This is a genomic window from Bacteroidales bacterium (assembly GCA_014860585.1).
Lineage (GTDB): Bacteria > Bacteroidota > Bacteroidia > Bacteroidales > 4484-276 > RZYY01.
Window position 1 is genome coordinate 20,415 of the sequence record JACZJL010000052.1, and the last position, 13,636, is coordinate 34,050.

Genomic DNA, 13,636 nt, shown 5'->3' on the forward strand with positions numbered 1-13,636 from the left:
GTACCGGCAGATCATCAAATTTTGTCAACCGTTTCGTCGAAATAATAAATGTCTTGATCGAAATACACCATTTTTGATGGAATAAACGTTTTTTCAGACAACCTCTAAAGCAATTCAAAATGAAAACAAATGTTGCATTGATCGCTTTCTGCATTTTTCTCGTTTTTCTTGCAGGGTGTATTCCCTCCATTCACCCACTCTATCATGAGGAAGATATCGTCTTTAAACCCGAACTGCTTGGCTCGTGGCAACAGGACGATGCAAAATGGGTATTTGAGCAAAGTGGTGAAGATGGCTACTTGCTAAAGTTTTATGAAGACAACAATTTGATCAATGAAAACCAAACCTATTCCGATTTTGACGTCACGCTGGTGAAATTGGGTGGAAATTTTTACCTCGACATCTATCCAGGGGAGAATGAACAGATTGAATTTTCAACCCTGCTCCTGTCAACTTTATTGCCTGTGCATGCTTTTGCAAAGATTGATTTTCTTGAGGAAGGTATTGAAATCAAATTCCTAAACAGGGATTGGCTGGAAGAGCTGTTGAAAGAAAACCCCATGATAATTGCCCACGAAAAAACACCCGACTATTTGGTATTGACAGCGTCAACAGATGAATTACAAGAATTTATCATGAAATACTCAAACGTTGAGGAAGCTTTTGTTGAATCATCACTTTTAAAAAGAATCACCGGTTAATTACCCGGTCAGATGAACGCAAAGCACAAAATGAATGGCGTTTTCAATTAGCATGGGTGTTGCTGGTTCTTCCTTCCTGCATTTCTAACAGTAATCAGCCCGCAAGTCCCGGACGATTAATCCTGGCCCTGTTTCATTCAACTGGTGTAAACCTATTAATTATGAAGAGGGAATTTACATCCCAACTGATGAGAAAACCAAAAGAGTATATATGTGCAAATGAGCATATATTTTGTGGGTTGACAGCGTACTTTACAAAATACCTGAAATGACTTTTTCAACTGCTTTGTTTAACACATCTATCGCCCCGTTTATCGCTTTTTGGGTGATGGCTTTCGACAACACAGCGATTGCATTCAATTCTGCCTCAAGGATCAACTTTTCATCCTCCAGCCGCGATTCGAACCTGGCCTGGGTAATTTCGCCTGAAATCCTCATTTTGGCCAGCATTTCGAGCCGTTCCTTTTTACGGTTAAAAAAGTTGGTGGAAACAGCTTCCATATCTTTCCAATGCTCTTTGGCTGTTCCGCTCATTACGGCGAGCATCTCTTTCAGGGTTTCTTCGATGTTGAATTTCATGATAATTAGGTTTTTAAGTGATTAATTTGGTGGATTTGTCACGATTTCTTTGGCTTTTTCGGCCACCTGCATGGCGTAGAAAAGGTCAGAAAAGGTTTGTCGGTTAAGCTCTATCATTCCGTCTGGCAGGCTGTTGTCTTCTTTATGCTCCATCTTATATTTTTGCCACAATTGAAGGGTGATCTCGCAAATCCTGGTACTATTTTCATTCAGCGGTCTGATCTTGTTTTTGTTCAACAGATAATTCAATTCAACCTCAATATTTACATAATCTTCAGCGAACAACTCGTACGCTCTTCCCCCACTTGTGTTACTGGTGGTTTCGAGCATCACAAGATAAAACTTGTCAACCGCTTTTGAGGTTTCGTCAATTTGTTCCATGATCACTGCATCGTAAGGAGGAACGAGCGTTACGCGGCAGGAGTAGATTGCCATCAGGCTAATCAACGCCATGATGAATAGCATTGGCCTGGTTTTTTCAATTGTAATGTGTTTCATAAAGAATTTAGATTAGGTTAAGAAATTGGCGGTAAACATACAACTTTTTCTATTCATAAGGAATAATTACAAATAATGTTTTGAAGTATTCCGCCATTTAAGCTATTTGGATCAGTGTAAATCCCTATTATCAGTGTAATCCGTGTTCGACTTTCATAACTTTTGCCGTTCCTGTGGTTTCTTCCGCGCAAAGAGTGTAAATCACGAACCGGGAATGTGGCCCGAAGCAAATGAATACCCATTTAATGCTTTTTGAATCATCTTCATATCAGCAGTGCATAAAATCGGAATTTAAACTAATACAGTGGTATCAGCTTTTAACGTACTTTTGCCAGCCCAAAAAATCACGGGTTTTTTTAGATAAACACCATGCTAAACATCAGAAACATCGCCATCATCGCTCACGTTGACCACGGAAAAACCACTTTAGTCGACCGCATTTTACACCAGGTAAAACTGTTTCGCGACAACCAGGAAATGGGGGAACTCATTCTGGATTCAAATGACCTTGAGCGCGAACGCGGAATTACCATTTTAGCCAAAAACGTAGCTGTACGCTATAAGGACACAAAGATAAATATCATTGATACCCCTGGTCACACCGATTTTGGCGGAGAGGTGGAACGGGTGCTCAACATGGCCGACGGCGTGCTGCTGGTTGTGGACGCCTTTGAAGGCCCGATGCCACAAACCCGGTTTGTGTTGCAAAAAGCGTTGAACCTTGGATTGAAACCCATTGTGGTAATCAACAAGGTGGACAAGCCCAACTGTGCACCCGACGAGGTACAGGAAGCGGTTTTCGACCTGATGTTCAACCTGGGCGCCACCGAAGACCAGATCAATTTTCCCACTGTTTTTGGCTCTTCAAAAAATGGCTGGATGGCGCCCGACTGGAAGGAACCATCCACAGATGTCAGCTACCTGCTTGACATGATTATCGAACACATCCCTGCACCGCAAGACCAGCCGGGAAACCTCCAATTACAGATCAGTTCGCTGGATTATTCCTCCTATCTTGGCAGGATTGCAGTTGGGCGAATCACGAGGGGAAAAATAAAAATGGGGATACAGGTTTCGCTGATGAAGGCCAATGGAACCATCCAAAAATCGGTGATCAAAGAACTTTATCGGTTTGAAGGATTGGGCAAGGAGAAGGTGAAGTTTGAACTGGAAGCAGGGGAAATTTGCGCTGTGCTTGGTCTTGAGAATTTCGACATCGGTGATACCATTGCCGATATTGATGCACCGGAAGCGCTTACTCCTATTGCTGTTGACGAGCCAACCATGAGCATGTTGTTCACCATCAACAACTCGCCCTTCTATGGAAAAGAGGGGATTTATGTCACTTCAAGGCATATCCGTGACCGGCTTTTTAAGGAAACAGAGAAGAATCTTGCCCTGCGTGTTGAAGAAACTGATTCTCCCGATCGACTCATGGTGTTTGGCAGAGGTATTTTACACCTGAGCATCCTTGTGGAGACCATGCGCCGTGAAGGTTATGAGTTTCAGATCGGACAACCGCAGGTGCTTATTAAAGAAATGAACGGGGTGAAACATGAACCGGTTGAAACCCTCACTGTCCAGGTCCCGGAAGCGTTTGCAGGCAAAGTGATTGAAATCGCAACCCGTCGCCGCGGTGAAATCGTTCAGATCGAAACAAAAACCGATCGGGTTGTGCTGGAGTTCGATATTCCGGCGCGTGGTATTATCGGACTAACGAACCCGATACTTACCGCCACCGAAGGAGAAGCCGTTGTTTCTCACCGGTTCAAAGCTTACGAACCCTGGAAAGGCGACATTCCAAACCGCAACAACGGCGCATTGATCGCCATGGAAACAGGTACTGCTATCGCTTACAGTATCGATAAATTACAGGACCGCGGCACATTTTTCATTTTTCCAAGAGAAGAGGTGTATGCCGGTCAGGTGATCGGAGAAAACTCCCGTGGTGACGACCTCATGGTGAATGTGATCAAAACAAAAAAACTGACCAACATCAGGGCATCGGGAACTGACGAAAAAGCGGCTATCTTCCCACCGGTCAGATTTTCGCTCGAGGAGGCCATGGAATATATCCGAAACGATGAATATGTGGAGGTTACACCAAAATCTATCCGTATCCGTAAGATTATCCTTGACGAAAACGAGCGCAAAAGAAAAAGTAAATCACAGGTATAAAAAGTGACGGTGGCTTTAGTGTGAAACCGGAACCTGATCAACTTTTGCTGACACGATTTAGCCCCAGCAAGAAAACTCCTTTTGTTGAAAATCAAATTTAGGGTGCTTTCTTGATGACACGTATCAGGCATCAGAATTCATCAATAAAAATCATTCAGCTCCAACCCATGTCATCTGAACAATGGATTTCATGAAATTTCAATAATGAAAAATCAATACCTGTAAGTAATAGCGTTGATGTTCATACCGGCTCCTACAGAGGCAAACATGATCACATCTCCTTTATTGAATTCATGTCCATCGATTTGTTTTTTCCTGATCAGATCGAGCAGCGTTGGCACTGTAGCCACGGAACTGTTGCCCAACTTCTGAATGATCATGGGCATGATATAATCCGGAACCTGCCTGATGCCATAAAGTTTGTAAAATCTTTTAATAACCTCGGAGTCCAGTTTTTCGTTGGCCTGGTGAATGAGTACTTTTTTCAGGTCGTGAATATCCACACCGGCTTTGTCTAAACTTTCCTTCATCGCATCCGGCACGTGTTTTAATGCAAATTCATAAACCTTGCGGCCATACATTTTAATATATTTTACGTTGGGGTCGGAATCGTCAATATTACTTTTACCAAAGTAAAGAAAATACGCTTCCTCATTGGCAAATGAAGCCATACTCGAAGATAAAAAACCCTGCGGCCGGTCGGATTCAATTCCTTCAACGATGCAGGCGCCGGCTCCATCAGAATAAAGCATGGAATCACGATCATGCTGGTCGATCACCCTTGAAAGGGTTTCAGTGCCAATGACCAGGCACTTCTTTGCCAGTCCGGACCTGATGAATGAGTGGGCGTGAATCATTCCCTGAATCCATCCCGGGCAACCAAAAACCAAATCATAAGCCACGCAGCCGGGATTTTCAATGTTTAGTCTGTGTTTGATGCGTGAGGCGATGCTTGGCACAGAGTCGGTTTGTATTGCCCCTTTGCTCACATCGCCGAAGTTTTGTGCCACGATGATCTGGTCAATTTCTTCTTTGTTGATACCAGCGTCCTCAATGGCGCGCTCAGCAGCAATTGCGCCGATATCGGACGAAAGCAGATCTTCACTGGCATAGCGGCGCTCTAGTATTCCTGTAATGGCAATGAACTTCTCTGCAATCTCTTCATGCGGAATGTCGAAGGGAATACCAGTAATATCATAAAATTTGTTGGTTGAAAAGTGCTGGTTGGTTACGACCACAGTTGGGATGTAACTACCTGTACCTGTTATAATTGTGTTCAAATGTTGCATAATAAAATCTAAATTTCCGAATTAAAACGTGATTATTAAATAATAGATAACTTAAAGGGGTTATTGGTTATTTTTTAAATAGTTGATTTTTTAGAATTCATGTTTACTCATTAACAGCAAATTTAAAAGCCAGTTCATAAATTTCATCAAAAAAACAAAAGGAGTTACCTTATTCTCTATTTAGTTTTATAATTTATTGATTATCATATTTTTCCACTTCATGGTGAATGAAATCTATGGTTACGCCGGCCTGGGTGAACATCTCTTCGGATTCGCTGCCGGCGTGGTATTTGCGTTCGCAGACCACCCGCTTGATCCCACAGTTGATAATGAGCATGGCACAAGTGCGACACGGTGTCATGCGGCAATATAAAGTACCGTTGTCAAGTGAAATACCTAATTTGGCTGCCTGGCAGATGGCATTTTGCTCGGCATGGACGGTTCTTACGCAATGCTGGGTGATGCGTCCATCTTCGTGGGTCACTTTTTTCAGAAGATGGCCAACGTCATCGCAATGGGGCAGTCCAAGCGGTGAGCCGACATAACCGGTTACCAGCACTTGCTTGTTTCTTACAATAACACACCCACTGCGACCACGATCGCAGGTAGCGCGCTTTGCAGCAGTGTTAGCCAGTTCCATGAAGTATTCATCCCAGGTCGGGCGGCGGTATTTTTCAGGGGTTGCAGAAGGTTCCATAGTGATATGTTGTTTAGTAGGTTTATTCGGCATTGATTGAGCGGATGACCTCCTCCACTTTCATTTCAAGCTCCGCTACTGATCCTGTATTTTCAAAAACAAAATCTGCCATTTGGATGCAATGCTTCAGGTTCTGCTTGTTGGGATCGTTTGTTGTCATCTCACGCTTTTCGTTTTGGATAAAAGTAGCAAAATCGATGTGATCGGTTTCGGATGCACGTTTTTTTATCCGATCAAATCTCACTTGCGGTGGGGCATCAACGGCAAAAAGGAAGAAGTTGCCTTTGGCTTTAAGGCTATCTATCTCCCCGGGTGTACGCAAGCTCTCGATCACGCTGTTTTTACCTGTTTTTAACGCTTCCCTGTGAAGTTCGTCAACGATATATGAGGATGAATTTTTTGCCCTGAGGTCGTTCGCCACATCGGTCATACTGTTTCTGTCAACGGTTAACCCTCGTTTTAGGATTTCCCGGATGAGGTAGTCTCTGACTGAAAAGTGGACAAATTCTTTTTGTTTCACCAGGAAATCCACAATGGTTCCTTTGCCTGCGCCGAGCGTTCCTGTTATTCCGATGATCAGCATGATTTTCAGATTAGATCAAGTTTGAGTCGATCGATCCACTTTTCGGCTTTCATGGGATGGTATTGTTCGAGCCGCTGAAGGAGGTTGTTTTCGTCATCGTCGATAATCAGATTCCGCTGATGTTCGGCTCTTACAAACTTTTCGTCAACCGCATGCCCGATAAATTTTATCAGATGGTCGAAATAGCCTTCAATATTAAGTAAGCCTGTTGGCTTACTGATGATTTCCAACTGGTTCCAGGTCATGATCTCGAACAACTCGTCGATCGTTCCAAATCCGCCGGGGAGGGCAATGAAAGCGTCGGATAGATCGGCCATCATTGCTTTGCGCTCGTGCATGCTATTGACCACATACAAGTGGGTAATATTCTGATGAGCAATCTCTTTGTCTACTATGTGCCGGGGCATAACGCCAATTACCTCTCCCCCGCTTTCAAGCACACTGTCGGCAACCTCCCGCATCAGCCCGATGTTCCCGCCACCGTAAACCAGTTTCAGGTGTTTACCGGCAATGAGTTTCCCGAGATTTCTCGCCCTTGCGCTATATTCAGGCTGTCGCCCGACACTCGATCCACAAAAAACGCAAACAGATTTCATGATCAGAAATTTGCAGCAAAACTAAGGGTTTTGGTGATAATATTCACCCAATGGCTAAATATCGATGTTTAATTTCTAAACTTGAGTTTTTACTCAACCACTACCCTGATCCCTTGTGAATGCGATGAAAACTCGGGTGCGTACATACATTGGATGGTAGATATGCCGTTGGAGAAATTACCTGTTTGTGAAGCCACCAAAGGATATTCAAATACATAAACACCTTTCCGCAGGTAATCGAAGAAGAAGTTGGTGGCGGCATCACGGGTGCTTTGGTAGTAACCGAGCCCGCCTTTGTATTTGTAGCCGGACAGAACATTGACCGGCTCGAATGCCGAAGCCCGCATGTCCTGCATGTGAACGAATTCCATGTCACGGTCAATCCGCAGTTCAATCCGGACGACAACTTTCTCGCCGATCCTGAGTTTATCCCCATCATTTAATGGCTCCAGTATAGTTCCTTCAGGTTTGTTCCGCTCGACAAACAGCTCTTTTTTGAGCGAAAGTGGAGTTTCATGCGCAGTGATTTTATCCAGGTTTTCAAAATACTGCCAGTAAACGGCTCCCCAGGCTATCCCTTCGTCGGTTTTGGTCACGCTGATATTTCCCATTTGCGGAGTAATTTCGCCTTTACTCCACGAAGTCTGGAAATAACCGGTCCCTGCCTCAATCTGGCCAACATCTTTAGTATCCAGTTTTTTACCTGCCATCTCAATTTCCACCAACTTATCGCTTGCAAGCAGGTCGGAACCACGCCTGATAAGGGCATAAACTGCCTCTACTGTTGCCCGGCTGGTTTTCCAATCTTGTGTTTGCTTCTGTTTTAGCAACCAAATTTTCATCTGGTCAACAGCATTTTTATCGCCTGCAACTTCGTCAAAAGCCTCAATCATCATGGCTTGCGTTTCAACCGGCGATTGATACCAGAAGTAACCCCGGTCAAGTTTCCAGTACATACCCATTTCTTCATTTTTGAGTGACCGCTCCCTCAGCGATTTAATGATGAGTGGCGGAACATCCCGATTTTCATAACGGGTAAGTGCAATGGCCAACATCCCTTGCAGGTATATGTTTTGCTTTTGCCAGTATTTACCCGCCTGGGTTTTGAAATAATTAAATGCCGTCTCGCTGTTTGGATTCATCATGATAAATGAAAAAAAGCTGCGGGCATACAGGAACTGAATATGTGTTGCCGAGAGGTGGTCTTCATCCATTTTATCCTTATTGTATTTGAGGATTTCCTCATAATCTTCCCTGATGCGGTCATCCAGATAACGCACCGCCTTGCTCATCATCCTGTTGACCCGTTCATCACCCAGAGCATCAATAATACGCATCTGGTGCAACTTTCCAAGTCCTTCCACCACATTTTGAGTGATATAGCGGCTGTCGGGCATCCCTTCAAACCAGGGGAACCCTCCGTTGGGAGATTGCATTTGCGATAACATCCTGATGGTTGCATCCAACCGGTTGTTCATATTGTTCAGGTCGAAAAGCAAGGCAACCCGCTGTTTACGTTCAGCTTCGCTGCGGGCCTGCAAGATCCAGGGTGTTTGTTCCAGTAGTAAAGCTTTGAGGTCCTGGTTCTTTTCCAGGTTCGAAAGAAAGGTTTCGGGGGTCTGGTTCTTCCAGCTATCGAACACCCGTTTGATCTTTGGATTGGCATTGGCCATGAAAAAGGCAATACTGTTGGCGTAAAAAGCGGCAAATACCGACAGCGTGTTTTTGTGGATGGGTTCAGCAATCACAGGCAATGCCTGAATGGCGTACCATGCGGGATTCGAAGTAAACTCAATAGTCAGGTTCTGATGCTTCAGCGATGTACTTTTATCAGAATCGACAAGTTTTTCAAACCGGAAAGTCTTCGTCCCAATGCCATTGATTGGCATTGGCAACGACTCAGTAACCAGCATTCTGTTTGGCAGCACCGGGATCGACTTTTCCTCACCATCGGTATAATTTCCTGCGGTGGCTTTTATACGGTAAGTGATCACCCCATAATCTTCAGGGATAATGATCCGCCATTTGACTGAGGTACTCCGGTTGGCTTCGATAGTAAAATTATGGTTATCATTAACTATTTGAAGTTGTTCGTTAATGGGTTGCATGGAAACGGCATCAAAAAATTCAATTGTCGTTGTTCCATTCAGTGCTTCATCCGAAAGATTGGTAATTCTTGACGAGAACTGAAGCGTGTCACCCATCCTGAAAAAGCGTGGTGCATTTGGCATCACCATCAGCTTTTTACTGGCCGTAAATTCCTGTTCGAGCATTCCGGTCATCAAATCCCTGGTATAACCCAATCCCATGAACCGCCATCGGGTAAAAGATTCTGGCAGTGTGAAGCTGATCACTACTTCGCCCTGCTCGTTGGTTTGTAATTCCGGGTAAAAGAAAGCAGTTTCGTTGAAGTCCCTTCTGACCTGCATTTCATCAAAAACAGTTTTAGCCTTTGGAGGTTCTGCAGGGGGAGGGGTTACAACACCTGAGCTACTTTCCATCTCTTCCATTTTCAATTCTACCCCCGAATCCATCGAAACATCCATCTCATTTGCTACTGCCATTCTCGATTTTGGGCCTCCTTCTCCAAGTGAATAAAACATATCAAAACCCATTTCATTAAACCCAAACCAGTTCAGCCGGTCGTATTCATTGATGTTATATGACTTGTACTGCCGTAGGGCAAAATCCCACCGGTTTCCTCTTGATACCGAAATGCACCCAAATGACTGCCATGGCGTGATCTGGCCATACTGATGATAAATATCGAAACTCCAGCCATGAGGGACAAAAGCATCGAGCGATGCATCGTACATCGAAGCAAGCATCTGTGCCACCACCTGCTCACCCTTTTTGTTCCTGATAGTGACTTTCCATTCTTCGCGACTACCTGGCTCCAACTGGCTGCGGAACGTTTCAAAGGCAAGGTCGAGTTGCTTGTTGGTGTAAGGAACGGTAATAATCATCGAATTTTTGAATTCTCTTCCGGCGATTACATAAGTGATCTGTACAGAGAAATTCCCTCTGTACTCTTCTTTAATCGGAACTTTTATATGTTTTTGTTCTCTGTCGAGCGTAAGCCATTCACGGCTAATCGTTTTCCCCCGATGCTGCACTTCATAAAGTGCCTTTATACTGCGGGCGGCTGTACCGATAAGGAAAGCGGCTTCTTCGCCCGGCTCGCCGGATGATTTCAAAGGGGTGAACCAGGAGTATTCGATGAGTGGCGGCTGTTTGTCGGCAGGGCTGAAGACAGTAAAAAATTTCAGGGTTTCCACCGGATTCCCAAATACATCAGTCGCTGTAAGTTTTATTGAATACTTTCCTGCCTTCCAGGTTGAAAGATTTTCGGGATTCAGCAGCGAATCGGTTTTGGTATTCAGTGTTTTAGAAAATACGATTTCAACTTTTTCCCACTTTTCAGGGTTTGTTTCATCGCTATATATCCGATCAGGAAAATCCAAACTAAAAGTTTCTTGATCCATTAAAAAGAAATCAGGCTTTCCCCAGAGCCGGTCAATATAGAGTTTACCCGGGTCTTTGAGTAATGAAATTTCTGCTTTTACTGTTGTTTCCTGTTTTACTCCGTTTAAGTTAACGGATTCAAGATTAAATTTTTGTTTAACAGAACGATCGAGTTTTTCAGGGATATCCACGTTGAGGAAAAGCGCGTCATAGCCAACGGATACACTATGTTCGCCAGCCTGAGTTTCGCCACTGACATCGGTTACTGATGCATACACCGTGTATTGGAAAACCGGCTTATGATCCCGGCTTAACGACTGATCAGGAATGGCATTGAAACTTATGTTGAATTTTCCATTCCCGTCGGTAATGGTTTCACCAGAGAGCAATTCCATCTCTGGTGAATCCGGGAAAAAGCCGCGATAATACATCCATCTGTAAGGGAAAGTACTCCGGCGAACGACCCGGTATTTAACATTCGCGCCGTCGATCACATTTCCTGCATATCCTTTCACTGTTCCGTCAACTGTGACTTCGGTGTTGAGCTTGAAACTACCGGTTACCGGTTCGAAAGTCACTTCAAAAGTGGGTCTTTTATAATCTTCTACACTGAAAACGGCGCTTCCGGAGCTGTTCCTGATGGTCATCTGGCCGTTGAGCATTCCGGTCGGAATTGTAAACGAACCATTCACGGCGCCATATTCGTTTGTTTTGAGATCCAGGGCTGAAATCATTTGATAGTTGACATCAAAAAACTCAATCCGGGTGGGGTGTCCTGCTTTAATCTCCTGCTTATCTCCGGTTCTTTCCAAAACAATGGCTTTGAAATAAACTGTCTGTCCCGGGCGATAAATAGCCCTGTCGGTAAAAAAGAAAGTCCTCAGTTCAGGTCTGGCCTCAATTCCTCTTTGTGGCCCGACATAGAAATTAGATGCAGGGAAAAATACATCGTCTTTTTGAATAAATTCCAACGTAACCGTGGCATTTCCTTGAGTATTGACAGGCTCAATCCTGAAATAACCATTGCGATCAGTGGTGTAGGTTTTCATGAGATTGTCGATGTATTCCCTGGTTTTGAAATCGTAATCGCGGGTAAAAGCTCTTACGGTTACATCGCGCAGCGGGGTTCCTTTCCCGCGGTCGAGCACATAAAACTCATGTCCGCCATTTTCCATGCGCTGAGCGATGAATGTCAGTTTTGTCTCCCAGAAATCAGCCCAGGCCACTTCGGCGTCTTTGCCGTTAAAACTCTCGCTGCCAGATGCCATCAGGATGTAGAAACCGTTGCTGAGTGCTGGGATTTTGAATTCGGTGGAATGGTTCTGGAAGTCCAATTCGTTGGGGACAACAAGCTGCCAGGTTTGTTCGGGCTGGATTTTCAATAACCTTGTAGCCAGGTCGGCGGCAGGCACCCTCCAGGCAATTTTCTGGTATTCACGATAATCCATCCTGATCAACCGGAAATAGATTTTACTGTAATTTCTCCAATTCAGTAAGCCAACAGAGGGCTTTCCGGGTAAATTGGCAAATTCAGTCTGAAGAGATAGGCCGGGCTTGACAAGTTCATCAACTAGAATCCGGCAATTTTCAGCGCCCGCCGATGTCGGAAATTTTTTGATGGCTTCCTCGCAAATCTCGACCGCTTTTTTACGTTCCCATCGAAAATCATCACCAGTTTGCGGGTTATATTTTCCAGCCTGCATTTCGTGATATTTGGCCAGTTCAAACGACACATCTGCTGAATGTTCTGAAGTATTATATTTCTGTTTAAGGCTGGTCAGTGCATTGAAATAAAGTCCGTCAGCATTGTCAATAACGGCATTAGCCCTGATAAACTCAAGGCGTTTCAGGTCTGCGTCAATCAATGCCTGCGGGTTTTTATCGCCAAGGTGAAATTTCAACAATTGCTGGTAAATAATGATGATCTGTGCGGTGAAAGTGCTTTCCCTGTTTTCGGGTCTCGTTAGGTTGATAAACCGCCCGGCACTAGCGAAATAGTCAGGGTTGTCGGGTTTAAACTGGTCGGCAGCAACCGTTATTCCTGACTCTCCCGAAGCAAAAAAATCGATGGCCCGGTAAGCCAGGAAATCAAAAAGGGTAGGTCTGAATAATTTGGAATCTTTTTTCTCCTCCAGAATGGCTGAGAAAGCGTTCAGATCAATTTCCTGAAGTTGCTCGGCAGGCTTGATGGAAGCCTTGTAGTGTGCAGCGGCTGTTGAGAGCAAAGTGTGCGCATCCCAGGTTCGGAAATCTTCACCGGGAACACCTTGTATTCTTCCTCTATCCATAATCTGGTAACGGTTGACCTGGAAATAGCGCATGTACAGGTCGCCCAGTATCGAATGTAAAATCTCCTGTCCGGGGAAAGTGGCCGTTTCGATCTCTTTTTTTGTGTTTTCGATCACTTTGTACAAATGATCTTCTTCAAAATCTGCCATCAGTTTAATGCGATACAAATTGGCCTTAATTATCTGCGGAGTATTTTGCCCGTCCTTTGCCATCCGATAAACATCGTCGACAATTTCAAGGGCTGAGCGGGGTTGGCCAATATTGGCGAGTGAATCAACCTTTTTCCAGTTCTCAGCAAAATCGTTTTCCATGGGGGGTTTGTTTGCGGTGATAAAAATGATCAGAGCGATAATAGCTGCTGCGAGCAACGCCGGTTTCAATAACTTCATAAGTGATGATTTTTTTAAATTTCCGGATTATTAAACAACAATTGTGCAAAAGGAACAATCAACCTATTTTGTTTCATTCGCCAACAAAGGTGCAACAATTGAACGAAATGGAAATGGGAATCGAAGGAATTTTTGAACGACGATTGGATCATAACCCAATGCTAGCATACAAATTGGGAGAAAAATGCACTATTTTCTTTAGCTTCTGTTAGTAAAACATTCCTTTTAAATACGATTTTGTTTTTTCCATTTTCGGGTCTTCAAAAATTTGTTTTGCCGGGCCTTGTTCGATGATCTCACCAAGATACATGAAGATGACGTGATCGGCGATGCGCCTTGCCTGGCGGAGGATGTGGGTAACAAGAACAATCG

General features: G+C 44.2%; 10 protein-coding genes. 2 read left to right on the plus strand and 8 right to left on the minus strand.

The window, feature by feature from the left end; translation table 11 throughout:
* Positions 1-119: 119 nt before the first annotated feature.
* Positions 120-701: a hypothetical protein gene (locus IH598_05980; protein ID MBE0638046.1), complete on the plus strand. Its 582-nt coding sequence runs from the start codon at positions 120-122 to the stop codon at positions 699-701.
* Between the two features lie 252 nt (positions 702-953).
* On the opposite strand, the gene IH598_05985 is transcribed toward IH598_05980, so the two are convergent.
* Both IH598_05985 and IH598_05990 read right to left on the minus strand, forming a co-directional pair.
* The gene (locus tag IH598_05985) at positions 954-1,280 is read right to left on the minus strand and encodes a hypothetical protein (protein MBE0638047.1); all 327 of its coding nucleotides are present in this window, start codon (positions 1,278-1,280) and stop codon (positions 954-956) included.
* A 21-nt stretch (positions 1,281-1,301) separates the two neighbouring features.
* Positions 1,302-1,778, minus strand: a complete 477-nt coding sequence (locus IH598_05990) for a hypothetical protein (GenBank protein ID MBE0638048.1) — start codon at positions 1,776-1,778, stop codon at positions 1,302-1,304.
* Between the two features lie 369 nt (positions 1,779-2,147).
* Here IH598_05990 and typA point away from each other — a divergent pair, with 369 nt between their 5' ends.
* Positions 2,148-3,956, plus strand: coding sequence for a translational GTPase TypA (gene typA, locus IH598_05995; GenBank protein MBE0638049.1), 1,809 nt, complete (start codon positions 2,148-2,150; stop codon positions 3,954-3,956).
* Between the two features lie 212 nt (positions 3,957-4,168).
* On the opposite strand, the gene IH598_06000 is transcribed toward typA, so the two are convergent.
* The 6 genes from IH598_06000 to IH598_06025 form a co-directional block, all read right to left on the minus strand.
* Positions 4,169-5,236, minus strand: a complete 1,068-nt coding sequence (locus tag IH598_06000; GenBank protein MBE0638050.1) for a ketoacyl-ACP synthase III — start codon at positions 5,234-5,236, stop codon at positions 4,169-4,171.
* A gap of 202 nt (positions 5,237-5,438) precedes the next feature.
* Positions 5,439-5,942 carry a cytidine/deoxycytidylate deaminase family protein gene (locus IH598_06005; protein ID MBE0638051.1) on the minus strand — a complete coding sequence of 168 codons (504 nt, stop codon included), beginning with the start codon at positions 5,940-5,942 and terminating at the stop codon, positions 5,439-5,441.
* A 22-nt stretch (positions 5,943-5,964) separates the two neighbouring features.
* Entirely contained in the window at positions 5,965-6,525 is a 561-nt protein-coding gene (locus IH598_06010; GenBank protein ID MBE0638052.1) for an AAA family ATPase, read from the minus strand.
* A 5-nt stretch (positions 6,526-6,530) separates the two neighbouring features.
* Positions 6,531-7,121, minus strand: a complete 591-nt coding sequence (locus IH598_06015) for a TIGR00730 family Rossman fold protein (GenBank protein MBE0638053.1) — start codon at positions 7,119-7,121, stop codon at positions 6,531-6,533.
* 89 nt (positions 7,122-7,210) lie between these two features.
* On the minus strand, positions 7,211-13,264 hold the full coding sequence (locus IH598_06020) for a hypothetical protein (protein MBE0638054.1): 6,054 nt from the start codon (positions 13,262-13,264) through the stop codon (positions 7,211-7,213).
* A gap of 208 nt (positions 13,265-13,472) precedes the next feature.
* The coding region (locus IH598_06025; GenBank protein MBE0638055.1) for a phosphate ABC transporter ATP-binding protein at positions 13,473-13,636 on the minus strand (164 nt) is incomplete at its 5' end.